We start from the raw sequence: 22,562 nt of genomic DNA on the forward strand, positions 1-22,562 counted from the left end.
CCCCGCCGCAACGGGGCAACGAGGAGACAGGCGCAGTCGTCTGTACACACTTTTCAATGTGAGGGAAGGCAGGAGGGCGTACAGCGGCGTGTGACCCCAGGCTTGGACGCCCGGTGTCTTTCCCGACCAAGAACGCAACAACGGGAGACCGTATCGGTGATGAACGAGGAAGGGGGGAGACCCGCAGGCCTCCCCCCTCCTCGTGTCAGCGGGTCTTCGATTACTCGATGACCTTGGCGACGACGCCGGCGCCGACGGTACGGCCACCTTCGCGGATGGCGAAGCGCAGGCCTTCTTCCATCGCGATCGGCTTGATGAGTTCCACCACGAACGTGATGTTGTCACCAGGCATCACCATTTCCACGCCTTCGGGCAGTTCCACCACGCCCGTCACGTCCGTCGTGCGGAAGTAGAACTGGGGGCGGTAGCCACCGAAGAACGCGCTGTGACGCCCGCCTTCGTCCTTGCTCAGCACGTACACGCTGGCTTCGAACTTCGTGTGGGGCTTGATGCTGCCGGGCTTCGCCAGCACCTGGCCACGTTCCACGTCGTCACGCGCCACGCCACGCAGCAGCACGCCCACGTTGTCGCCCGCCATGCCGCTGTCGAGCAGCTTGCGGTGCATTTCGATCCCGGTCACGGTGGTCTTCTTCGTGTCGCGCAGACCGATGATTTCCACTTCGTCCTGGACTTTCACGACGCCACGTTCCACGCGGCCGGTCGCCACGGTGCCGCGGCCGGTGATCGTGAACACGTCTTCGACGGGCATCAGGAAGGTCTTGTCGGTGGCGCGCTCGGGGGTGGGGATGTAGCTGTCCACCGCGTCGAGCAGTTCCCAGATGCGGTCAACCCAGTTGTTCTCGCCGCGGGCGGTCTTGGGGTTGGCCTGCAGGGCTTCGAGGGCCTGCAGGGCGCTGCCCTTGATGACGGGCAGGTCGTCGCCGGGGAACTCGTACTTGCTCAGCAGTTCGCGGACTTCCATTTCGACGAGCTCGAGGAGCTCTTCGTCGTCGACCATGTCCACTTTGTTCATGAACACGACGATGTAGGGCACGCCGACCTGACGGGCGAGCAGGATGTGCTCGCGGGTCTGGGGCATGGGGCCGTCAGCGCTGCTGACCACGAGGATGGCGCCGTCCATCTGGGCGGCACCGGTGATCATGTTCTTGACGTAGTCGGCGTGGCCGGGGCAGTCCACGTGGCTGTAGTGGCGGGTGGGGGTGTTGTACTCGACGTGGGCGGTGTTGATGGTGATGCCGCGGGCCTTTTCTTCGGGAGCCTTGTCGATCTGGTCGTAGGCCAGTTTTTCGATGGTGGGGTCCATCGCGGCGGCCGTGAAGGTGATCGCGGCGGTCAGGGTGGTCTTGCCGTGGTCGACGTGACCGATGGTGCCCACGTTCACGTGGGGCTTCGTGCGCTCGAACGTTCCTTTAGCCATGAGTGTGTCCTCCTGAGAGTGGACTGCCCGCTGTGCAGGCAAGCCTTGACAGTGTACAGGGCCGCCGCGTGAACGCAAAGAGGGGTTCTTCGGCTTTCAGCGGGCTGCCAGGGAATGGGGGCCTAGAGAAGAGGCGCGACCCACAAGAGGCCGCGCCGTGTTGGAGCTTCTGGTCGGGATTGAACCGACGACCTCTCCCTTACCAAGGGAGTGCTCTACCACTGAGCTACAGAAGCGTTGGGGGGGTGAGAAAGCGGGAAACGAGACTCGAACTCGCGACATTCAGCTTGGGAAGCTGACGCTCTACCAACTGAGCTATTCCCGCGTGATCGTGGTGGGCAGGGGCGGATTCGAACCGCCGTACACTTACGTGAACAGATTTACAGTCTGTCGCCTTTAACCACTCGGCCACCTACCCGTATTGTACCCACTGTTTCGCCTTTCTCAAAGCGCACGTTCAGCCGTGTGGTGCGGATGATCGTGTGTGAAGCCACCCAGGAGAATCGAACTCCCAACCTTCCGATTACAAGTCGGGTGCTCTGCCAGTTGAGCTAGGGTGGCACCGTTCCTGTCTGAAAGCGCTGGAACGAATTCCGGCCTCTGGATGCGGTCGCTGCGGCGCTTTTCGGCGCGTTCACTTCCGGCTGTGAATAGTAGCAGTCACCCCCCAGGGTGTCAATCACCTCGCCGTTCAACTCCTGAACCGGCCACGCCGCCCCCACCCGGACCACCTCGTCGGACCACCCCGGCGCTGTCCCCTTGAGCGTTCGCTCAGGCAGGCACAGGTATGCGCCACATGGCGCATTCGGCCGGACCGCTGCGGGCGTATCCTCGCCTGCGCACCGGCCATTTTCCGGCCGCTGGACCACCCCACCAGCTCCGCCCTCCCCCCGCCCCAGGAGGCACCACCCTTGGACAGTTTCCGCACCCTGCTCCCGTACCTGCGCCTGCACACGCGCCAGTACGTGATCGGGCTCATTGCCGTGGCCATTGCCACCGCCGTGAACCTGATTCCCTTCTACCTCATCCGCCTGACCATCGACGGCCTGACCGGACAGGTGGACGGCAACCCCGCCACGCCCGGCCTGACCGTCACCACCGCCGGGCTGTACGCGCTGGGCGTCGTGGCGGCCGCCGTCACCGCGGGCTTTTTCATGCTGGTCATGCGCCGCAACATCGTCGTGGCGTCCCGCCAGTCCGAGTACGAGATCCGCCGCGACCTGTTCGCGCACCTGCAGACCCTCGACAAGCACTACTACGACCGCGCCCGCACCGGCGACCTGATGAACCGCCTGACCGGCGACCTGAGCGCCGTGCGCGAAATGCTGGGCTTCGGCGCGTGGCAGATCGTGAACATCGTCTCGGGGTTCATCTCGGCGTTCGCGGTGATGTTCAGCCTCAGCTGGCAGCTCACGCTGATCGTCGTGGCGATCGTGCCGGTCATCGTGGGCGTCCTGTCGTACCTCGCGAGGCAGATCAACGTCCGCCACCGCCTCGCGCAGGAACAGAACTCGCTGATCTCCGCCCGGGCGCAGGAGAACTTCAGCGGCGCGCGCGTCGTCAAGGGTTACGCCATTGAGGACCGCGAGATCGAGGACTACCGCGCCATGAACCTCGAACTCCTGCGCCGTAACATCGCCCTGACCAAGGTGGACGGCCCACTGCGCTCCTTCATGAGCCTGCTGCTGGGCCTCGCGTTCGGGCTGATCCTGCTCGTGGGCGGACGCCTGATCCTGGAACCCGGCAGCACCTTCACGCTCGGGATGTTCGTGCAGTTCGTCGGCACCCTGGAACGCCTGACCTTCCCCATGCTGATGATCGGCTGGATCACCAGCATCGCGCAGCGCGGCCTGGCCTCCTGGCTGCGCCTGAAGGAAGTCTTCGACGCCCAGCCCATCGTGCGCGACGAGCCGGGCCGCGCCGACACCCGCCTCCAGACCCTGCGCGGCGACATCAGCCTGGAGCGCGTCACACTGCGCTACGGTCAGACCACCGTGCTGGACGACGTGACCCTGACCGTGCCCGCCGGGACGTTCCTGGGCGTGACCGGCCCCACTGGCAGCGGTAAGACCGTCCTGGGGCAGCTGCTGACCCGCGCCATGGACCCCACGAGCGGCACCGTGCGCATCGACGGGCACGACCTGCGCACCATCCCGCTGAGTACCCTGCGCGGCGCGATCAGCGTGGTGCCGCAGGAACCCTTCCTGTTCGGGGACAGCATCGCCAACAACATTGGCTTCGGCATCGAGGCCCGCGACCTGCCCAGCGTGCCCACCGGCGTCAGCGTGGTCGGCGCGCCCCCACCCGACGACATCCCCCAGACGCCCGACCCGGCCCGCGTGCGCGACGCCGCGCGGCTGGCCGGCCTGCTGGACGACGTGGAGGACTTCCCACAGGGCTTCGACACCATGCTCGGCGAGCGCGGCGTCACCCTGAGCGGCGGGCAGCGCCAGCGCACCGCCATCGCCCGCGCGATCGTGCGCGAACCCGCCATCCTGATCCTCGACGACTCGCTGAGCGCCGTGGACACCGAGACCGAGCGCCGCATCGTGGACGGCCTGCGCGAGGTCAGCCGGGGCCGCACCGTCATCCTGATCGCCCACCGTGTCAGCACGCTGCGCCACGCCGACCAGATCATCGTGCTCGAGGAGGGCCGCCTGACCGAACAGGGCAGCCACGACGACCTGCTGGCGCGAGGCGGCCACTACGCGCAGCTCGAGCGCCTCCAGCGCCTCGCCAGTGACCTGGACGGCGACGACGACGCCATCGCCGATCCCGAAGCTGCCGCCGACCAGCTCGAACATCAGAAGGTGAACCGATGACCCGCCCCGATACCGACGCCTACCAGAAGGGCTTCGACGCCCACCTCGTGCGGCGCATCCTGCACTACGTCCGCCCGTACCTGCCGCTCGTGATCGGCGGGGTGCTGCTGGCCCTGCTGATCTCGCTGGCGTCGCCGCTGTTCGCGCTGATCCAGCGGCACGCCATCGACGCGTACCTCTCCCCGCTGGCGCAGGGACAGGCCAGGAGCCGCGACGCCCTGATCAGCGGCCTGACCACCACCGCCCTGGCCTACATGGGCCTGAAGGTCGTGGAATTCGCGCTGCAGTACGGCTTCATCCTCACCATCGGCTACCTGGGCCAGAACGTCCTGCGCGACATCCGCGCCGACGTGTTCGGCAAGCTCCAGCGGCTGCACCTCGCGTACTTCGACCAGAACCCCGTCGGGCGCCTGATCACCCGCGTGACCAGCGACGTGGACGCCATCAACCAGTTCATCACCGGCGGCCTCGTCAGCCTGATCCAGAGCACCTTCATCATCATCGTGTACGTCGTGATCATGCTCAGCGTGAACTGGCGCCTGGCGCTGATCTCGTTCACGGTGCTGCCCGTCCTGTTCCTCGCCACCCGCTTCTTCCAGACCCGCCTGCGCGACTCGTTCCGCGTGACCCGCACCCAGCAGGCCATCGTGAACAGCAAACTGAACGAGAACATCACCGGCATGCTCACCGTACAGCTGTTCGGCCGGCAGAAACGCAGCGCGCTGGACTTCAACCTCAGCAACCGCGCCCTGCTGAGCGCCAACGAGAACAGCGTCAAGTGGTTCTCGCTGTTCATGCCCGTCGTGGCCGTGCTCGGCCAGGTCGCCGTGGCGCTGATCCTGTACTTCGCCGCCCGGCAGATCCTCGGCGTGGACGGCGTGGTCGCCGGGGCCATCACGGTCGGGACGCTGTTCGCGTTCGTGCAGCTCTCGCAGCAGCTGTTCCAGCCCATCCAGGACCTCGCGGACGTGTTCAACAACCTCCAGGCGGCCATGGCCAGCAGCGAACGCATCTTCGGCGTGCTCGACACCGAGGAAGCCATCCAGGACAAGCCCGGCGCGCAGACCCTGCCGGACTTCCAGGGGCGCGTCACCTTCGATGGGGTCTGGTTCGCGTACGACCAGAGCGTCACCGGGACCACCCCCGACACCGACGACCGCTGGATACTGCGCGGCATCGACCTCGACATCCAGCCCGGTGAGAGTGTCGCCCTGGTCGGCGCGACCGGCGCGGGCAAGACCAGCGTCACCGCCCTGGTCAGCCGCTTCTACGACGTGCAGCGCGGCGCGGTGAAGGTGGACGGCGTGAACGTCCGCGACCTGCAGCAGCACGACCTGCGCAAGCACGTGGGCGTCGTGTTGCAGGACGTGTTCCTGTTCGCGGGCACCATCGAGAGCAACCTCACGCTGAACAACCCCGAGATTCCCCACGAGCGCGTCGTGGAAGCCTGCCGCTACGTCGGCGTGCACGACTACATCCTCAGTCTCGAACACGGCTACCAGACCGAGGTGCGTGAACGCGGCGCGACCCTCTCCACCGGGCAGAAGCAGCTGCTGGCCTTCGCCCGCGCGCTGATCCAGAACCCGGACATCCTGCTCGTGCTCGACGAGGCCACCGCCAACGTGGACACCGAGACCGAACTGCGCATCCAGGCCGCGCTGGAACGCGTCATGCGCGGCCGCACCAGCATCATCATCGCCCACCGCCTCAGCACCATCGAACACTGCGACCGGATTGTCGTGATGCGCAAGGGCCGCATCGTCGAGCAGGGCAGCCACCGCCAGCTGCTCGACAAGGGCGGCTACTACGCCCGCCTGCACCGCCTCCAGTACGCGCAGGGCGACGCCGCCGACTGACACGGAGGGGTGTGGGACGTGGGCTGTGGGTTGTAGGAGGATCTTTCCCCACAGCCCACAACCTACAACCCCCTCACCGGTACGTGACGTTCAGCGTGACCTGCGTGACCTCGCCCAGCGTGAGGTAGTCGCTCAGGCCGTTGCTGCGCGCCGTGCCGCCTGTGAAGGCCAGACGCAGCTGCGTGCTGCCCGCCCGGTTGATCGCCGCGAGCCCCGCCGCGTTCAGCGGGGCGCTGAGGGTGGTGCCCGCCGCCGTGCCCGTGGGCGCCGCGAACGAGGCGACACCTGCCGCCGTGACGGCCGCCGCGAAGTCGTCCGTGCCCAGCGCGCAGGTGGCGCCCAGGCAGCCGCTCCGCACGTCGACCCCCAGCGTCGCGCCGCCCGCCCAGGGAGTGCCGTTCGGCGCGAGGCTGTAGCGCACTGTCAGGGTCGCGCCGGTCACGGTCACGCCGTCCGGCAGGCTGGACGTGTCGAACGACAGCACACCCTTCCACGGGGCGTCCGCGTTGTCCCCCACGCCGATCCCGCCCGACGCGACCACGTACCCACCGGTCGTGGCGGACGGCGTGTTCGCCGCCACGTAACCATCCTGCGTCCCCACTGAGCTGAACGACACCGCCGTGTCTGGCGCGGCCGTCAGCGTGTACGCGTACGCCTGCGTGGCCGACGCGTTCCCCGCCGTGTCCACCGCGGACGCCCGCACCGTGCTGCTGCCCGCCAGCGTGACGCTCCCGCCGCCCGCCAGCGTGACCCGCGTGGCACTGCTGGCCGGGTCGCTGCCGTCCGTGGTGGCGTACACCGTGCCCGGCTCGTTCAGGGACAGCGTGACCGTCAGCGGCCCGACGTACGTGCCCGGCGTGGGCGACACGCTCACGACCGGCGCGGTCGTGTCCGGCGCCGTGCCACCCCCACCCGCTGTCCCCGCGCTGAAGAAGCGCCACAGCTCCGCGCTGGCGTCCGGCCCTTTCGGGTCCGTGTACGATCCGGCGGTGCTCCCGCCACTCCAGGCGTGCCCCATGCCCGTCACCGACCACTGCTCGACCACGCCGCCCGCGAAGGTCTTCACGCTGTACGCCCGGCCCCCGCTGACCGTGCCCGAACGCGTCGTCACCTGCGCCGTACTGCGGCTCCCGTTGTCCTGCCCGTCGTCCGCCAGATCGTTCGTCTGCACCCACTGCGCCGCCACCTGATCCCCGTTCACCGGGTACACCGTGTAGTCGCTGCTGCCGTGGAACACGATGGTCCGCACCGTGCGCTTGAACGTCCCCATCGCGTTGTACGCCGCCGTGCCCTGCACGTCCGGGTTCGGCCCGCCGCTGTTCATCGCCGTGAACGCCGCCGAGGAACTCGTGGCCGCCCTGAACTCCAGCCCCGACGCGACCCCGACGCCGCTGAACACGTCCGGGTACGTGGCCCCCATGATCACGCTCATGGCCGCGCCCGCCGACAGGCCCGCCACGTACACCCGCGCGGCGTCCACGTTCACCCGGCCCTTCACGGCGTCCACGACCGCCCTGATCGCCGCCGGTTCCCCCTGACCGCGCGCCTGGTGCGCCGGATCGAACCAGTTCCAGCACCTGTTCTGATTGGCGCTGGACGGCTGCTCCGGGTACACGACCAGGAAGCCCTGCGTGTCCGCGAGGTCGTTCATGCGCGTGCCCGCCGCGAAATCCGCCGGGGACTGCGTGCAGCCGTGCAGCATGACCACCAGGGGCCGCGCCGCACCCGCCCCGGCTGCGGGCGTGTACAGCGTGTAGGCGCGGGTCACGCCCGCCCCGGTGGCGCTGCCCGTGGTCGTGGTACCGGTCGCCTGCGCCCGCAGAGGAGAGGACGGATGCGGGGACGACAGGGGAGAGGACGGAGCCTGCGCACAGGCAGCCAGCAGCAGCGGCAAAGACATCAGGGCGGCGCGATTCATGACGGACCTCACGGGAAGTGGGCGCGGCGCGCCCCGGCAACGGAACGACAGAGGTTCCGGCGCGGGCCGCCGGGAGAACGGGTTGAGACTGACCCGCCCACCCTACGCGCCGGGCGTCACATGCCAGTTACGCACAGCAGGCGGAGTGCAGGCTTCACCGCTCCCTGCGCCTCGCCTCGCCCGGCCGCTGTTACAGGTACGCCAGCGCCCAGTCCCGCGCGCCGTGATCCAGACCGGCGCGCAGCAGCGCCAAGCCGTCCGGCGTGGCGTCCGCCCGGTGCGGCGCGCCGTCCATGCGCGCCTGGAACTCCTCCAGCGGCAGGCGCGTGGGGGGCAGCAGCGTCGCGCGGACCACGCCGCCCTGCACGTCATACCGCGCGGCATACACGTTCCCCTTGCGGGCGTCCAGGGACACGCCCTGCACGCCGTCCCCACCCACCAGCGCCTCCAGGGTGCTGACCCCCAGCACTGGCGCGCTCCACACCCGCCCCAGCCCCAGCGCGTAACTCGCGCCCACCCGCACGCCCGTGTATGACCCGGGCCCCGTGCCGATCACGACGGCGTCCGCCCGCAGCGGTAACCCCGCCTCGGCGAACAGCGCCTGCACCGCGCCCGGCAGCAGCTCGGCGTGCGCCCGGCCCACCTCACGCGACACCTGCACCGACCCGCCTGGCCACGCCAGCGCCAGCGTCAGCCACGGCGTCGCCGTGTCCAGCGCCAGGGTCACGTCCGGCTTCAGGGAGGCAGGGGCAGCGTGCTCAGTCATCGCCGGGCATTGTAGGGCAGCCTGCCCGGTGCGCCCGTCCCGCCATGTCCTGACGCGCGGCGTTCACCCCGCCTTTGGAACCGCCTTTGTCACCCCGCCGGGAACGTGATCGGGGGGTGGCGGAAAGCGGCCCGGTGGTATGCTCGATCATCATGACGAACACCGCCAGTATCGCCAAAGGACTCGAAGGCGTTCTCTTCACCGAGAGCAAACTCACGTTCATCAACGGCACCGAAGGCATCCTGACCCACCTGGGCATTCCGATCCAGGAATGGGCGGAGAACAGCACCTTCGAGGAACTGTCCCTGGCGCTCCTGAACGGCCAGCTGCCCACCGCCGCCGAGCTCGCGCAGTTCGACGCCGACCTGAAAGCCAACCGCGCGATCCCTGAGGCGCTGACCGAGATCATCAAGGGCATGCCGCGCGGCGTGCACCCCATGCAGGCGCTGCGCACCGCCGTGTCCTACCTGGGCCTGCTGGACCCGCAGGCCGAGGACACCAGCGCCGAGGCCCGGCGCGCCATCGCCACGCGCATGATCGCGCAGTTCTCCACGATCATCGCCGCGATCAACCGCGCGCAGGAGGGGCAGGACATCATCGCGCCCCGCATGGACCTGACGCACGCCGGGAACTACCTGTACATGCTCAGCGGGAAGGAACCCACCGCCGAGCAGGCCCGCCTGTTCGACATCGCCCTCGTGCTGCACGTGGACCACGGCATGAACGCCAGCACCTTCACCGCCATCGCCACCGGTAGCACCCTCTCGGACATGTACTCCTGCATCACGAGCGCCATCGGCGCCCTGAAGGGCCCCCTGCACGGCGGCGCGAACGAGGCCGTGATGGACATGCTCGACGAGGTCGGCACGCCTGACCAGGCCGAAGGTTACATCACGAAGAAGCTCGACAACAAAGAGAAGATCATGGGCGTCGGGCACCGCGTGTACAAGTACTTCGATCCCCGCAGCCGCGTCCTGCGCGACTACGCCGAAGTGGTCGCCAGCAAGGAAGGCAAGAGCAACTACTACCAGATCCTGGAAACCATCGAGAAGGTCGTCGTGGACCGCATCGGTTCCAAGGGCATCTACCCGAACGTGGACTTCTACAGCGGCACCGTGTACAGCGACCTGGGCATCAAGAAGGAATACTTCACGCCCATCTTCGCGCTGGCCCGCATCAGCGGCTGGTGCGCCAGCCTGATTGAGTACACCGGCAACAACCGCCTGCTGCGCCCCGACGCCGTGTACACCGGTGCAACCGACGCGCACTACGTGCAACTGCAAGACCGCCAGTAACCGGCAGGTGAGAGGGGCAGGTGACCCGCGTGGGTGGCCTGCCCCTCTGCCTGTTCCGTCGCCGCCGGTCAGGCGCAGATCGGTTCGACCACCCACGCCCCGTAATGATTCACGAAGTGCGCCCCGGACTCCCGGAACGCCCCGGCCACCTCCGGCAGACGGCCCGGCTGGTCCGACACGTCCACGCTCAGGAGGATCTCGCCCCAGCCGAGCGCCTCCACGTAACGCTCCACGTGCACGCGCTCGTCGGTCGCGCCCTGCATCAGCCGCAGCAACTGCGCCCACAGCCCGTGCCGCCGCCCGTCCGCGTCCAGCGCCGCCACGCCGTCCTCACCCATCAGGAGCTGCACGGACCGGTCCCCCAGCCCCAGCGACAGCAGGCGCGACGTGCACGCCTGCACCCCATCCAGCGACCGGAACAGTCCGTACACCCGGCCCCGGCTGAGCATCGTGAAATGCATCGCGCCCGCCCGCGCCGCCCGACCTCGACCCTGCACGCCTCTGGTCATGCCCATCACCTCATGACTGCCGCTGCCCACCCAGGCAGCACCACGTTCCGGCGACCACCCACCGCGCCAACCGTCAGTTCAGGCCCCCACGGTACGCCGCCCGGACCAGGCGGAATAGGCCCAAACATACGGAAAGGGCCACGGGCACCGGCGCACCCGTGACCCCAGGAGGTGAACCGTTACGCGCTCAGGCCCTTGCTGCCGTGCAGGGTGCGCTCCACCGTCTCGGTGACCTCCTGCTCGAAACGGCGCAGGTGCTCGCGCAGGCGGTCCAGTTCCGCCACGCCCAGATCCGCCAGCCACAGCACGCTGCGGCCCAGCACCGCGAACGTCAGCGGGGCGTCCTCATCGGCATCCTCGTCCGGATCAACGGGGTCGAGGTTCAGCGCGCCGTAGTCCAGGCCCTGATTCATCAGGTTCATGCCCATCAGGATGTCCGGCAGGCTGTCCTCCTCGACGTACAGGTCCAGGTCCAGGTGCAGGCGCACGATCACCCCACCCTGCGGATCGGCCTCGGCGAACATCGCCACGCGCGTGTCCCCGTCCTGGATCAGCGCGCCGTCCTCGACCGCCTCGACAGTCAGGCCGCTCTGTTGCAGCGCCGCCATGATCCGCTGCAGTTCCGACTGGGATGCTGTCATGCGCCGGAGTATAGAGCCCTCGCGCGCCAGGGACGGTCACGGGGTCCACGGTCCGTGGGGGGGAAGAGTTGATGGTTGAAAGTTGATGGAGGGGGAAAGATCCATCGACTTTCAACCATCACCCTGAAGCCCTTACGCGTGGTACAGCCACACGCCGCGCGCCTCGTTCCAGGTGCGGTACAGCTGCCCCAGCAGGCGCAGGTGCTCCACGTGCGCCAGGGTCTCGGCGAGTGCAAAGCGGCGACCAGAGACGTTCAGGTCACGCGGGAACATCGCCAGGGACAGCTCGTACGCGCTGCGGGGTTCGCGGGCGGCCTCGGCCGCCATGAAGTCCAGCCGTTCGTGGTGATGGGCGCGCAGTTCGCGCGCGCGGGCCTGCACGCCGGTCATGACCGGCCCGTGGTGGCCCACCACCGCCCGCGCCGGATTCAGCGCCTCCAGTTTCCCCAGCGTCTGCAGGTAGTCGCCCAGCGGGTCGGGGCGGGTGTAGGCGTACAGGCCCACGTTCGGGCTGATGCGCGGCAGGATCGCGTCCCCGGCGATCAGGGTCCCCTCGGCTTCATTCCAGAGGCCCAGGTGCCCGTCCGCGTGACCGGGCAGCCACAGCACCTCCCACGGCTGCCCCGAGAGGTCCACGTGCTGACCCTCGCGCAGCGGCTGCACGCGCGACGCCGGATGCACCCGCTCGCGGCCCCGGCGGTTGTCGGCGCCCATGCCCTCCAGCGACTCGGGCGGCAGCCCGTGATCCCGCATGTGCTTCAGGTGCCCGGGCAGCCACTCCTCCCACAGGTGCCAGTAGCGTTCGCCGCGCCCGATCTCCACGTCCAGCATCTGCACCTGCGCGCCGCTGCGTTCCTCCACGACCCCCGCCAGCCCGTAGTGGTCCGGGTGGTGATGCGTGATGATCAGGCGGTCCACGTCCGGCCAGTGCAGGCCCAGCGCCGCCAGCCCGGCCTCCAGCGCCGCGCGGGCTTCGGGCGTGTCCAGCGCGCAGTCGATCATCGTGACCGGGCCCCCCGCCGGGCGGTCAAGCAGCACCGTCACGTACTTCATGGGGTACGGAATGGGCACCTGGAGGGCGTGAAGGTCACCCAGGACGTGGGTCGGCAGCGGCGCGTCCGTCATGCCGCCGAGCGTACCACCGCGCCCCGGCGCCGCCCGCCACCGCGCCAGGAACACGAAAACCGGGAGCACGGCAAGGGGGAGACGCCACGGCCTCCCCCGGACGCGCGCGCCGTCAGGGCAGTGTGCAGGTATACGTGCCGCCCTGAACCGCGCAGATCACCGGGCTGACCCGGTCCGCCGTGATCCGCACCAGCAGGTTCTGCGCCGCCAGGCGCCGGTCGCGGGGCACCACGTTCAGCGCCACCACCCCGGGCCGCAGCGCCAGATCCAGCCCTACGCCGGGCTGCGCCGTCCCCGAGAGCCGCCGCTCAATGAACAGGTCGGCCAGCACGTCGCTGCGCACCGACAGCGTCCCGGTGACCGGGCGCAGCGTGACGTCCACACGGTTCACGCTGTCCCCCGCGATGTTCACGCGCTGCGTGACGGTCTTGTACCCGGCCCGCGACACCTCCACCGACACCTGCCCCTCCGGGAGGTCCGGGACGCTCAGCGGCGTCGTGCCCACCCGCACGCCGTTCACCCGCACGAGCGCGTCCCCGAAGTTCGACGTGACGTCCAGCGTCCCGAAGCGCACCACGCGGTACACCGTCGTGCCCACCGTGTACGACCCGGCCGGCAGGGCCCGCGCGGCGCCCTCGACGGCCCGCGAGACGTCCGAGACGCTGCGCGCACCCGCCGCGCCGTCCAGTGGCATCGGCTGCACGCTGGCCACCGTGAACACCTGCGTGAAGCCCTGCGTGGCGGGCAGCGGCGCCGAGACCACCTCGCCCGGACGGGTCTGCACGGTCGGCAGCACCAGCGCCCCACCCTGCGCGGGCAGCACCACCGACGTCACGAACGCCGCCCGGTCCGTCACCACCCGCAGACTGCCCGGCCCCGGCGCGCGGTACAGCGCCTCCTCGCCCGTCACGGGCTGCGCGGCCCGCGTACCCGGCGTCACCGTCAGGCGCAGCTGCGCGCCCGGCTGCGCCCGCAGCGGCGCCGGAACACACCCACTGAGCAGACCCGCCAGCGCCAGGCCCGCTGCCCCCACCACACCACGTTTCATAAGATCAGGGTAAGGCACGGGCGTGACCCGCACCTGACGGTCCTTACACTCCGGCGTGCGCGGTGGGGGCGCCCTGCGTGCGCCGCTCCAGTTCCGCCAGCGCGCCGCTGACGTGCGTCAGGGGATTCCCACTGCGGTGCACCCACGCCACCAGGCCGTCCGGGTCGATCAGGACCGTCACGCGCGACGCCATGTTCAACAGGCCGCCCAGCGTGCCCATCACGCCGTACGCGCGGCACAGGCTGCGGTCCCCGTCCGGGATGAGCGGGTAGCTCAGGCGGCACGAATCCCGGAACGCCGCCTGCCGCGCCTCGGTGTCGGTGCTCACGCCGACCACCTGCGCGCCCAGACGCTCGAATTCCGGCAGGGCCGCCTCGAACCGCTGCGCCTCGATGCTGCACCCGGCGCTGCTCGCACGCGGGTAGAAGTACAGGACCACCCAGCGGCCCCGCAGCGCGCCGAGACTGACGGTGCGGCCGTCATCGCTGCGGCGCGTGAAGTCGGGGGCGGCCTGTCCGGGCGTGACACTCATGCGCCCGATTGTACGGGCCGCCCGTACAATGCGCGCGTGCCCGATCCCACCGAGTCCCTCCTGCGGCCCCTGCGCGAGTACGCGGAGGCAGTGGTGGTCGTGGGCGTGTCCGGCGGGGCGGACAGCGTGGCGTTGCTGCTGGCCCTGCGGCAGGCGGGCGCGCGGCCGGTGGCGGCGCACCTGGATCACGCCCTGCGGCCCGACTCCGCGCAGGACGCCGCGTGGGTGCAGGCGCTCGCCGCGCGGCTGGAGGTGCCCTACGCAGGCGCGCGGGTGGACGTGGGCGCGGTCGCCGCCCGGCGCGGCTGGAACACCGAGGACGCCGCCCGCCGCCTGCGCTACGACTTCCTGGCGCGCGCGGCGAAGGCGCACGGCGCGCCGGTCATCCTGACCGCCCACACCCGCCGCGATCAGGCCGAGACGGTCCTGACTGCCCTGCTGCGCGGCGAGGCGATCCTGCACGGCATTCCCGCCGTGCGCGGGCGGGTGCGGCGGCCCTGGCTGGATGTGCCCCGCGCCGACCTGGAAGTCTTCCTGCGCGTGCAGGGGCAGGACTGGCGCGAGGACCCCACCAACGACGACCCCGCGTACACCCGCGCGTGGCTGCGCCGCGACGTGATGCCCGTCCTGACCGCCCGCTACCCCGCGCTGGAGACCACCCTGGCCCGCGTGGCGCGGCATCAGGCGCAGGACGACGACGCCCTGAGCGCCCAGGCCGAGCGGATCACCCCGCACGCCCCGCTGCGCGCCGTGCCGCCCGCCGTGCTGCGCCGCTGGCTGCGCGCCCGCCTGAGGGACGCGGGTCTGGACGCGCACGCCACGCACCTGGACACCCTGGCGGACGCCCTGACGTCGGGCGGCACCACGCACCTCGACCTGCCCGGCGCGCACCCCGTCACCGTCACCGGCGGGAGGGTGCACCTGACCCCGCAGACGTACCCGGCCCCCGACTTCCCCCTCCCGGACGGCTGGACGCGCCGCACCCGGCAGCCCGGCGACCGCATCCACCTCCCGGGCGGCACCCGCAAGCTCAGCGACGTGCTGACCGACCGGCACGTGCCCCGCGCCGACCGGGACCGCGTGCCGCTGCTCGTCAGTGATGCGGGGGTGCAGTGGATCGGCCTCCAGCCTCCCATCTGGGCCAGTGGGGCACGCGAGCACGCCGCCCAGCCCCCCGAGCCCCTGCACGCCGCGATGGGCGAGGCGCTGGCGCAGGCCCGGCTGGCCGCCGACGCGCAGGAAGTCCCGGTCGGCGCGGTCGTCCTGGGCCCGGACGGCACCGTGGTTGGGCGGGGGCGCAACACCAGCCGCGAACACGGCGACATGACCCGTCACGCTGAACTGACCGCCCTGCGCGAGGCCACCCGCACCCTCGGCACCCCGTACCTGACCGGCTGCACGCTGGTCGTCACGCTCGAACCGTGCCCCATGTGCCTCGGCGCGGCTCTCGAAGCGCGAATCGGACACATCGTCTACGGCGCCGCCAACCCCAAGGCAGGTGCGCTGGGCGGCGTCACCGACCTCCTCGCCGCGCACTGGGGCCACGCACCCCGGGTCACGCCCGGCATCCGCGCCCGCGAGGCCGTCCGCCTCCTGAAACAGGTATTCAGCCAGCTGCGAGCCTCACGCCCCTGAGGATGAGCGGCGGAGTGCCGCGAGGGACGCCCGCAGCGCCTGGAACTGCTCGGCCGTCAGACCCAGCCGAGCCGCGTTCGCCTCGTCCTCCGCATTCCCGTGCCGGACGATCAGCTCATGCCGGGACAACCGCGCCAGGTCAGTGTCCGTGGGGCCCGTGTGCAGTCCGGGAAGCTCGACTTGCATGCGCCACCGTACCCGGGGCAGGGTACGTGCCGTATCCGCCGACTGGCCGAGGCCCATGCACCCGGGCGAGTGCTCAGCTGCTGCACCCGCCGCCGCAGCTGGACCCGCAACTGCTGCCGCCGTCCGAGCAGCTGCTGTCGCTGCCGGGCGCACAGTCGCCGCCGGAACTGCCGCCCATCCAGGTCACGCCCGTGTCCCCGTCCGAGCGGCGACGCAGGGCAGTGGGGGAGAGCTCGGACGGGGTGAGGTTCACAATCAGCAGCGCGATCAGGCCCGCGCCCAGGGCCAGCAGCAGCGCCACGTGACTCCAGGCGAAGGTCAGGCCCGTGACGACCGCCACGCCCAGCGCCAGCCACAGGCCCGAGCGGCGCGCGCTGCCCTGCACGTGCTCCCGCCGGGGACGCGAGCGGCGAGGGTCCGGCCAGATGTCCGCCGGGGGACGCTCCCCGAAGGTGCGGGCGTAGGCGTCCAGCGTCGCCTCGTACTGCGCGCGGAAGCGGGCCGGGTCGCCCGGCTGGCCGCTGCCGGGTTCGTGGTGCAGCGGCGCGGGCAGCAGCGGCGTCAGGCGCTCCCAGTAGTCGCGGGTGAACAGCAGGTGCAGGTGCCAGACCTCGTCCACGACCGCAGACGGCGTGACCGGCGCGCCCAGCGTGGACAGCAGCAGGAACCGGCGGTACTCCAGCGCGGCGCGCTGCGCATACGCGGGGGTCCAGCGCTGCTCTCGGGCCACGCGGGCCAGCAGGCCCTCGGGCAGGACGTACGCGCGCAACTCATCCCACAGCGGGGGCAGCGTCGGCAGGACCGGGAGGTTCGGGGTGACATTCAGCTGACCGCTCATTCGTTCGTGGCTCATGGCCCTCTCCCTGACGGGACACGGCTTGCCGGTCGGCCTGGACGGCCTCCACGCTGGTGATCCCGTCACGATCAGCGTGCGCGCGGCGTGTCAGGCGCCCGTCAGCCCACCCGCGCCGACCCGTCCGCCATGACCTGCGCGTACGCCTCCCGCACCGCCGCCACCAGCTGATCCCCGCTCAGGACGCCGCGCAGGTCCAGCATGCTGACAATCTCGTGCGGGTCCAGCAGCGGATTCGCGCAGGCGCGCAGCAGCGCGTAATGCACCACGCTCGTCCCCGGCCGCGCGCCGCCCGCTGGCGTCCACGCCTCGCGCAGGCGCGGTAGCAGCAGGGACGCGAAGCGCACCACCTCGTCCTCATGCCGCCGCAGTTCCTTCTGCAGCGCCCCCACCGAATGCACGCCCACGTAATGCAGCAGGCTCGCCAGCCGCTGTGGCCGCTCCGGGTCCGGCCAGTCCGTCAGGAGCAGCACGTTCAGCGCGCCCGCCACCTGCTGATCCAGGTCCCGCACCGGCGCCACCCCCAGCAGATGCTTCATGCTGGGCGCGTCGATAAACACCGCGTCCGGCGCGTCCTCCACCCGCGTGGGCAGCGTCGCCGCGTACTGCTGCGACAGGCGGTGCAGGGTCATGAACTCCTCGTCCGCCATCTCCAGCAGGCCCGCCAGCCGGTAGAAGCGCCGCTGCACCTCCCGCGGGATCGCCTCGCGGTTCTTGTACCCCAGGTCATGCTCGATCTCCGCCCAGGCATGCTGGAGGATCGACCGGATCTGCACCTCGAACTTCAGGCCCGCGAACCCCGACAGGTCCGGCGAGTCCGGCGTGACCTGCACCACGTAATGCACGCCCATGTACCCGAAGCGGTCCGGGTCGTGCATCTTGCTCTTGTCGATCGAGTTCTCCCAGTCGATCTCGTGATGCTCCTCCAGCAGGCGCGACACCACGCTCACATCCGACTCGAAGTACGTGATCACGCGCACCGCCACCAGATCCGTCACGTCCGCCAGGGACCCGTAGCGGCCCGGCTTGCGGCGCAGCTTGTCCTCCAGACTCGCGCGTTTCTTCACGCGGCCCGTCACGTGATGGATGTTCAGGCCCGCCCCGGCGATCAGCCGCGTGACGTGCGTCACCGCCGCGTCCCGCAGGCCCTCGAAGGTCTCGCACCCGTCCTCGTACGCCTGGAGTAGCTGACCATTCATGTGCCCCCAGCTTAAACCCGCGTCCGCCCCGCCCGGCGCGCAGGTCCACACCCGAGCCCCGGGCGCCGCGTGCTATCCCCAGACATGCGCCCCGCCCTGCCCGCCCTGCTCCTGGGCACCGCCCTGCTGACCCTCGGCGCGGCCCCCGCCGCCACCCCCAACCCCGCCACCGGCAGCGCGCCCGGCATCCTCGTCGCGTACCCGCCCGAAGGCCACCGGGTCGCGTTCGACCACGTCATCCTCGAAGGCATGGTGCCGCCCGGCGCGACCCTGACGGTCAGCGGCACGCCCGTCCCCACCGGACCCGACGGCCTGTACATCAGCTGGTTCCCGCTCAAGCCCGGCGTGAACGACCTGCGCCTGATCGCCCGCACCCCCGCCCGCCCCGGCCAGAGCGCCCGCAGCACCACGCGCATCCTGCGCGTCACCCGCACCGTCCCCCGCACGCTGCCCGCCACGCCCACCACCATCACCCGCGCCAGCATCACGCCCGCGCAGCCCACCGAACTGTGGGACCCCGCCGGGGACACCCCCCAGGACCGGCAGATTCCCGTGCGCTTCCAGGGCAGCCCCGGCGGCCGCGCCAGCGCCCGCATCGCCAGCCTGCCCCCACAACCCCTGCGCGAAGGCCCAGCCGGAACGTACAGCGGCACCCTCGACGTGCCCCCCACCGCCCGCCTGAGCAGCGCCGCCCTCACCGTCACCCTCACCGGCCGCGACGGCCGCACCACCAGCGCCCCCGCCCCCGGCCGCGTCACCAGCGCCCCCGGCACCGCCCGCACCGTCACCACCCCACCCGGCACCATCCCCGGCCCCGGCCTGAACGCCAGCAGCACCCGCCTCACCACCACCCAGGGCGCACCCCTGCTGTACCCCAGAGATGGCACTACATACCGCGCCGTCGGCCGCGTCGGCCCCGACCTGCGCGTCCGCCTCGCCCCCGGCCTCAGCGCCCTGATCACCGCCAGTCAGACCACCCCCACCGGCTTCACCCCGCCCCCCGCCCCAGGCGGCGGCCCCCTCACCCTCAGAAGCACCCCCGACCAGCTCCAGCTGCACCTCCCACTCGGCCCCGCCCGGCCCCCCTTCACCCTCACCCAGACCGGCGAGCGCACCCTGCGCCTCACCCTCTACGCCACCCCCACCCAGCCCCTCACCGCGCCCGAGGAAAACGATCCCCGTCTCGACCGGCTCACCATCACCACGCCCGCGCCCGGCGTCACCCAGCTCGACCTCACCCTCCAGGCCCCCATCTGGGGCTTCCACGCCGAACACGACGACACCGGCCTCCTCCTCACCACCCGGCAGCCCCCCACCCCGGACCCCACCCGACCCCTCCAGGGCCGCGTCATCACCCTCGACCCCGGCCACGGCGGCACCCAGAACGGCGGCGCCGGCAGCCTCGGCACCCCCGAAAAGAACCTCGTCCTCCCCATCACACTCATAACCGCCCAGCTTCTCGAAGCACAGGGGGCCACGGTTGTTCTGACCCGCGACACCGACACCACCCTCGGCCTCTACGAACGAGGACTGATCGCCGAAGCAGCCAGCAGCGACCTCCTCATCAGCATCCACGCCAACGCCCTCCCCGACGGCCGCGACCCCCGCGGCACCCGCGGCCCCGAGATCTACTACACCCACCAGCAAGCCAGAGGCGCCGCGCAGGCCATCCTCACCGCCCTCCGCACCAACCTCCCCGACCTCGGCCCCGGCGCCGGACTCAAACCCGACGCGGACCTCGCCCTCACCCGCCCCACCACCCAACCCAGCCTCCTCGTGGAAACCGGGTACCTCACCGACCCCGGCAACCTCCGCCTCCTGAACAGCCCCGACGGACAGCGGCGCGTCGCGCAGGCCATCGCGGACGGCATCAGCGCGTACTACGCGGGGCTGGCGGGGCGGTAGGGATTCGGGACTGGATTGGAAGGGCTGCGCCTGCGGCGGGCCTCCCCACCCCCCAACCCCCTCCCCCAGAGGGGCAGGGGGGGGCTTACGTTGGCACTGGGCAAGAGATTTGACTTGGGCGGCGGAGGTGTGGTGGGCGGTGACGTGTCCGGCTTCGACGCCATCCTCCACCCCCCTCGTAGGCCCGCGCGCTTCGCGCACGACGGCCGGTGGGGGTCTGCGGTCAGGTGATCGGTGGGACGCTTCGCGCGGCTGATCGACTTTCAAAACCACGCGTTTGCCCAAGCGAGAAAAAGTGGAACCTTCCGGCACGCACCAAGTTGACTGGCCACACTGGCGTCGTGGCAGACGAGCCCGTCGTGCGCGCAGCGCGCGGGGCGCCCGCAGCGAATTCGGAGGTCTGCAGCCCCATCCGTGGCCGTCCCCGCCAGTCACCCGCTGACCAGGCCTGGGAAATACCTTGCCGAGCGCAGCAAAAACTCCCCCTGCCCCTGTGGGGGAGGGGGCTGGGGGGTGGGGCAGCCCGCCGCAGGCGCCCACCTTCCAACTCGATTCCGTGGGGCAGCCTGCCGCGAGGTGCAACCAATCGACTCTGGAACCCCCTACCGCCCGACAACCTCCCGCCCGTACACGGCGATCAGCGCGTGGGCGAGTGGGGTGATGGCGTGGTCGGGGATGCCGGCGATGTTGATGCGGCCTTCGCGGGTGCCGTAGATGGCGTGGTGGTCGCGGAGGGTGTCCATCTGTTCTGGTGTGAGGGGGAGGAGGCTGAACATGCCCTGGTGGTGTTCGATGGTGAGGAGGTCGTGGGGGGCGCCTGCGTCGCGGAGGGCGTGTCCGAGCTGGGTGCGGACGGTGCGAATGCGGTCGCGCATGGCGCCCAGTTCCTGGTGCCAGGGGTGGGGGGTGTTCAGGAGCGCGGCGGCGATGGCGGCGCCGTGTTCGGGGGGCATGGAGTAGGTGCGGCGGGCGATGCCCTCAAGGACGCTGAGGACGGCGGCTTTCTCGCTGGGCTGGGGGACGAGGACGGTGGCGGTGCCGGTGCGTTCGCAGTAGAGACCCATGTTCTTGGAGCAGCTGGCGGCGATGAGGACGGTGCCGAGGTGCCGGGTCATGATCTGCAGGCCCTGGGCGTCCTCGGTGAGGCCCTGGCCGAGGCCCTGGTAGGCCATGTCCACGAGGGGGATGAGGCCGCGCCCCTGGCAGTGCTGGGCGAGGGCGTGCCAGCTTTCCTGGCTGAGGTCGATGCCGGTGGGGTTGTGGCAGCAGCCCTGCACGAGGAGGATGTCGCCGGGCTGGGCGGCGTCGAGCGCGCTGAGCATGGGGCGCAGGTCTGTCGTGCCGGTGCCGTCGTCCTGCCAGGGATACTCGGCGGTGAGGAGTCCGGCGGCGCGCATGAGGGGGTGGTGGTTGGCGTAGCCGGGGTTGGAGGTCCAGACGGTCGCGTCGGGGTGGGCGCTGGCGATCAGGTCGGCGAGGGTGCGCAGGGCGCCGGTGCCGCCGACGGTCTGCACGGTCACGGCGCGGTCCAGGGTGGGGGTGTGTTCGCCGAGGAGCAGGCGGGTCATGGCGGCGGTGAAGTCGGCGTTGCCGCTCAGGGGCCGGTAGACCTTGCTGGGGGCCGCCTCGGCGAGGCTTCGTTCGGCGTGCTGGACGGCGTTCAGGACGGGGGTGTGACCGTGTGCGTCGCGGTAGATGCCGATGCCGAGGTTGAGTTTGTGGGGGCGGGGGTCGTCGCGGTGGGCGTTCTGGAGGGCCCAGAGGGGATCGAGGGGGAGGGGGTGCAGGTCACTGAACATGGGCAGCTCCTTTGGTGCGGGTGGGCATGAGGTTGAAGACGAGGACGCCGGTGGTGACGATGGCGACGCCGATGGCGGACGCGAGGCTGGGCCGCTCGCCGAGCAGCGGCAGGGCGAGCAGGGTGGCGAGGACGGGGGCGAGGGCGCCGACGGTGGCGCAGCGCAGCGTGCCCAGGTGCCGCAGCGCGTACGGGTAGGTGAGCGAGGCGACGACGCCCACTCCGATGCCCTGCACGGCGATGAAGGGCAGCAGGCCATGCCAGGGCACCTGCGTGAGGTGGCTGGGCAGCGTGCCGCTCAGCAGCAGCGGTGCCAGCAGCAGCAGCGAGGGGTACGTGACGAGCATGGCAACCCCCAGGGGATCGAGTCCGGCGCGGCGCATGCCGAGGGTGTAGCCGCCCCACAGCAGGCTGGCGCTCAGCAGCAGCGCGATTCCGGTGAGGGGGGAGGTGCCGACCGTGCCCAGCCCGGCGACCAGCAGCACGATACCGAGGAGGATCAGGCCCAGGCCCGGCCACTGCGCGGCGGTCACGCGGTCGCGGAACAGCGCGGCGCCGACCAGCACGACGGACAGCGGGGTGGTGCCCGCCACGAGGGCGCTGACGTGCGCGGCGGAGGTGCTGGCGCCCCCGGCGGCGGCGATCAGGAAGAACGGCAGGCCCGCTCCGGCAGTGATCATCAGCGCCGCGTGCGGGGGGACGCGCCGCAGCGCGGGCAGGCGCGAGGGCAGCAGCGGCAGCAGCAGCGCGGCGGGGATCAGGAAGCGGATCAGGGCCACGTCCCCCGGCGTCAGCGGCGAGTGCCCGATGGCGCGGATGGTCAGTGCGAACGCCGCCCAGATGAGCACCGTGACAGCCAGCGCCGCCCAGCCGAGCAGCGTGCCGCTGGACCGGGCCCGGGCGGTCCCCGGCGGGAACGTGGAGCTGAGTTGACTCATGACCTCATGCTCCGCCAGCAGACGGATGCAGCCCCAGAATGGTCAGAAGCTGCCAAAACCTGCCGCCCTGGGCTGGATCAGGGGCAGATTCTGCCACA

Annotated in this window: 18 protein-coding genes and 4 tRNA genes; 5 read left to right on the top strand and 17 right to left on the bottom strand. The window is 70.8% G+C overall.

The genetic code is table 11. The features are described from left to right. Positions 1-220 precede the first annotated feature (220 nt). The 5 genes from tuf to SY84_RS12385 form a co-directional block, all read right to left on the bottom strand. On the bottom strand, positions 221-1,438 hold the full coding sequence (tuf, locus tag SY84_RS12365) for an elongation factor Tu (protein ID WP_046844266.1): 1,218 nt from the start codon (positions 1,436-1,438) through the stop codon (positions 221-223). A gap of 161 nt (positions 1,439-1,599) precedes the next feature. Further along, a tRNA-Thr gene (locus tag SY84_RS12370) sits at positions 1,600-1,674 on the bottom strand. Between the two features lie 16 nt (positions 1,675-1,690). Then, positions 1,691-1,763 (bottom strand) — tRNA-Gly (locus SY84_RS12375). Positions 1,764-1,770: 7 nt separating this feature from the next. After that, positions 1,771-1,856 (bottom strand) — tRNA-Tyr (locus SY84_RS12380). Between the two features lie 70 nt (positions 1,857-1,926). After that, a tRNA-Thr gene (locus tag SY84_RS12385) sits at positions 1,927-1,999 on the bottom strand. A 350-nt stretch (positions 2,000-2,349) separates the two neighbouring features. On the opposite strand from SY84_RS12385, the gene SY84_RS12390 reads away from it, so the two are divergent. Beyond that, positions 2,350-4,260: an ABC transporter ATP-binding protein gene (locus SY84_RS12390; RefSeq protein WP_046844267.1), complete on the top strand. Its 1,911-nt coding sequence runs from the start codon at positions 2,350-2,352 to the stop codon at positions 4,258-4,260. Continuing rightward, a complete protein-coding gene (locus tag SY84_RS12395) occupies positions 4,257-6,116 on the top strand; it encodes an ABC transporter ATP-binding protein (RefSeq protein ID WP_046844268.1) in 1,860 nt (619 codons plus the stop codon). Before SY84_RS12390 ends, SY84_RS12395 begins: the two co-directional genes overlap by 4 nt. A gap of 73 nt (positions 6,117-6,189) precedes the next feature. Here SY84_RS12395 and SY84_RS16305 read toward each other — a convergent pair whose 3' ends face one another. Next, the gene (locus SY84_RS16305; RefSeq protein ID WP_081424591.1) at positions 6,190-8,034 is read right to left on the bottom strand and encodes a PHB depolymerase family esterase; all 1,845 of its coding nucleotides are present in this window, start codon (positions 8,032-8,034) and stop codon (positions 6,190-6,192) included. Between the two features lie 190 nt (positions 8,035-8,224). Continuing rightward, a complete protein-coding gene (tsaB, locus tag SY84_RS12405) occupies positions 8,225-8,800 on the bottom strand; it encodes a tRNA (adenosine(37)-N6)-threonylcarbamoyltransferase complex dimerization subunit type 1 TsaB (protein WP_046844269.1) in 576 nt (191 codons plus the stop codon). A gap of 152 nt (positions 8,801-8,952) precedes the next feature. Here tsaB and SY84_RS12410 point away from each other — a divergent pair, with 152 nt between their 5' ends. Then, positions 8,953-10,095: a citrate/2-methylcitrate synthase gene (locus SY84_RS12410; RefSeq protein WP_046844270.1), complete on the top strand. Its 1,143-nt coding sequence runs from the start codon at positions 8,953-8,955 to the stop codon at positions 10,093-10,095. A 68-nt stretch (positions 10,096-10,163) separates the two neighbouring features. On the opposite strand, the gene SY84_RS12415 is transcribed toward SY84_RS12410, so the two are convergent. The 5 genes from SY84_RS12415 to SY84_RS12435 all read right to left on the bottom strand — a co-directional run bounded on the left by SY84_RS12415 (position 10,164) and on the right by SY84_RS12435 (position 13,950). Continuing rightward, a complete protein-coding gene (locus SY84_RS12415) occupies positions 10,164-10,604 on the bottom strand; it encodes a hypothetical protein (RefSeq protein WP_157882980.1) in 441 nt (146 codons plus the stop codon). 179 nt (positions 10,605-10,783) lie between these two features. After that, positions 10,784-11,245, bottom strand: a complete 462-nt coding sequence (locus SY84_RS12420) for a hypothetical protein (RefSeq protein ID WP_046844272.1) — start codon at positions 11,243-11,245, stop codon at positions 10,784-10,786. A 132-nt stretch (positions 11,246-11,377) separates the two neighbouring features. Further along, positions 11,378-12,370, bottom strand: coding sequence for an MBL fold metallo-hydrolase (locus SY84_RS12425; protein ID WP_046844273.1), 993 nt, complete (start codon positions 12,368-12,370; stop codon positions 11,378-11,380). Between the two features lie 112 nt (positions 12,371-12,482). Next, entirely contained in the window at positions 12,483-13,418 is a 936-nt protein-coding gene (locus SY84_RS12430) for a PEGA domain-containing protein (protein WP_046844274.1), read from the bottom strand. A 43-nt stretch (positions 13,419-13,461) separates the two neighbouring features. Further along, positions 13,462-13,950, bottom strand: coding sequence for a peroxiredoxin (locus SY84_RS12435; RefSeq protein WP_046844275.1), 489 nt, complete (start codon positions 13,948-13,950; stop codon positions 13,462-13,464). Positions 13,951-13,986: 36 nt separating this feature from the next. On the opposite strand from SY84_RS12435, the gene tilS reads away from it, so the two are divergent. Next, entirely contained in the window at positions 13,987-15,585 is a 1,599-nt protein-coding gene (gene tilS / locus SY84_RS12440) for a tRNA lysidine(34) synthetase TilS (protein ID WP_046844276.1), read from the top strand. Here the strand turns inward: tilS and SY84_RS12445 are convergent. The 3 genes from SY84_RS12445 to SY84_RS12455 all read right to left on the bottom strand — a co-directional run bounded on the left by SY84_RS12445 (position 15,574) and on the right by SY84_RS12455 (position 17,823). Then, on the bottom strand, positions 15,574-15,771 hold the full coding sequence (locus SY84_RS12445; protein ID WP_046844277.1) for a hypothetical protein: 198 nt from the start codon (positions 15,769-15,771) through the stop codon (positions 15,574-15,576). The genes tilS and SY84_RS12445 overlap by 12 nt on opposite strands. Positions 15,772-15,844: 73 nt before the next feature. Further along, the gene (locus SY84_RS15990) at positions 15,845-16,624 is read right to left on the bottom strand and encodes a glycine-rich domain-containing protein (RefSeq protein ID WP_157882981.1); all 780 of its coding nucleotides are present in this window, start codon (positions 16,622-16,624) and stop codon (positions 15,845-15,847) included. A gap of 101 nt (positions 16,625-16,725) precedes the next feature. Next, the gene (locus SY84_RS12455) at positions 16,726-17,823 is read right to left on the bottom strand and encodes a GTP pyrophosphokinase (RefSeq protein ID WP_046844278.1); all 1,098 of its coding nucleotides are present in this window, start codon (positions 17,821-17,823) and stop codon (positions 16,726-16,728) included. Between the two features lie 84 nt (positions 17,824-17,907). On the opposite strand from SY84_RS12455, the gene SY84_RS12460 reads away from it, so the two are divergent. Continuing rightward, on the top strand, positions 17,908-19,728 hold the full coding sequence (locus SY84_RS12460; RefSeq protein ID WP_046844279.1) for an N-acetylmuramoyl-L-alanine amidase family protein: 1,821 nt from the start codon (positions 17,908-17,910) through the stop codon (positions 19,726-19,728). A gap of 602 nt (positions 19,729-20,330) precedes the next feature. Here SY84_RS12460 and SY84_RS12465 read toward each other — a convergent pair. After that, positions 20,331-21,527, bottom strand: a complete 1,197-nt coding sequence (locus SY84_RS12465; RefSeq protein ID WP_046844280.1) for an aromatic amino acid transaminase — start codon at positions 21,525-21,527, stop codon at positions 20,331-20,333. Continuing rightward, positions 21,517-22,464 carry a DMT family transporter gene (locus tag SY84_RS12470; protein WP_046844281.1) on the bottom strand — a complete coding sequence of 316 codons (948 nt, stop codon included), beginning with the start codon at positions 22,462-22,464 and terminating at the stop codon, positions 21,517-21,519. Before SY84_RS12470 ends, SY84_RS12465 begins: the two co-directional genes overlap by 11 nt. Between the last annotated feature and the right edge of the window lie 98 nt (positions 22,465-22,562).

Origin of the sequence: Deinococcus soli (ex Cha et al. 2016) (genome assembly GCF_001007995.1) — a bacterium.
GTDB classification, from domain to species: domain Bacteria; phylum Deinococcota; class Deinococci; order Deinococcales; family Deinococcaceae; genus Deinococcus; species Deinococcus soli.

What these genes read in the sequence shown, in the direction of transcription:
- tuf (WP_046844266.1), bottom strand. Translation starts at nt 1,438, where the DNA reads ATGGCTAAAGGAACGTTCGAGCGCACGAAGCCCCACGTGAACGTGGGC.
- SY84_RS12395 (WP_046844268.1), top strand. Translation starts at nt 4,257, where the DNA reads ATGACCCGCCCCGATACCGACGCCTACCAGAAGGGCTTCGACGCCCAC.
- SY84_RS16305 (WP_081424591.1), bottom strand. Translation starts at nt 8,034, where the DNA reads ATGAATCGCGCCGCCCTGATGTCTTTGCCGCTGCTGCTGGCTGCCTGT.
- tsaB (WP_046844269.1), bottom strand. Translation starts at nt 8,800, where the DNA reads ATGACTGAGCACGCTGCCCCTGCCTCCCTGAAGCCGGACGTGACCCTG.
- SY84_RS12410 (WP_046844270.1), top strand. Translation starts at nt 8,953, where the DNA reads ATGACGAACACCGCCAGTATCGCCAAAGGACTCGAAGGCGTTCTCTTC.
- SY84_RS12415 (WP_157882980.1), bottom strand. Translation starts at nt 10,604, where the DNA reads ATGACCAGAGGCGTGCAGGGTCGAGGTCGGGCGGCGCGGGCGGGCGCG.
- SY84_RS12420 (WP_046844272.1), bottom strand. Translation starts at nt 11,245, where the DNA reads ATGACAGCATCCCAGTCGGAACTGCAGCGGATCATGGCGGCGCTGCAA.
- SY84_RS12425 (WP_046844273.1), bottom strand. Translation starts at nt 12,370, where the DNA reads ATGACGGACGCGCCGCTGCCGACCCACGTCCTGGGTGACCTTCACGCC.
- SY84_RS12430 (WP_046844274.1), bottom strand. Translation starts at nt 13,418, where the DNA reads ATGAAACGTGGTGTGGTGGGGGCAGCGGGCCTGGCGCTGGCGGGTCTG.
- SY84_RS12435 (WP_046844275.1), bottom strand. Translation starts at nt 13,950, where the DNA reads ATGAGTGTCACGCCCGGACAGGCCGCCCCCGACTTCACGCGCCGCAGC.
- SY84_RS12445 (WP_046844277.1), bottom strand. Translation starts at nt 15,771, where the DNA reads ATGCAAGTCGAGCTTCCCGGACTGCACACGGGCCCCACGGACACTGAC.
- SY84_RS15990 (WP_157882981.1), bottom strand. Translation starts at nt 16,624, where the DNA reads ATGAGCCACGAACGAATGAGCGGTCAGCTGAATGTCACCCCGAACCTC.
- SY84_RS12455 (WP_046844278.1), bottom strand. Translation starts at nt 17,823, where the DNA reads ATGAATGGTCAGCTACTCCAGGCGTACGAGGACGGGTGCGAGACCTTC.
- SY84_RS12460 (WP_046844279.1), top strand. Translation starts at nt 17,908, where the DNA reads ATGCGCCCCGCCCTGCCCGCCCTGCTCCTGGGCACCGCCCTGCTGACC.
- SY84_RS12465 (WP_046844280.1), bottom strand. Translation starts at nt 21,527, where the DNA reads ATGTTCAGTGACCTGCACCCCCTCCCCCTCGATCCCCTCTGGGCCCTC.
- SY84_RS12470 (WP_046844281.1), bottom strand. Translation starts at nt 22,464, where the DNA reads ATGAGTCAACTCAGCTCCACGTTCCCGCCGGGGACCGCCCGGGCCCGG.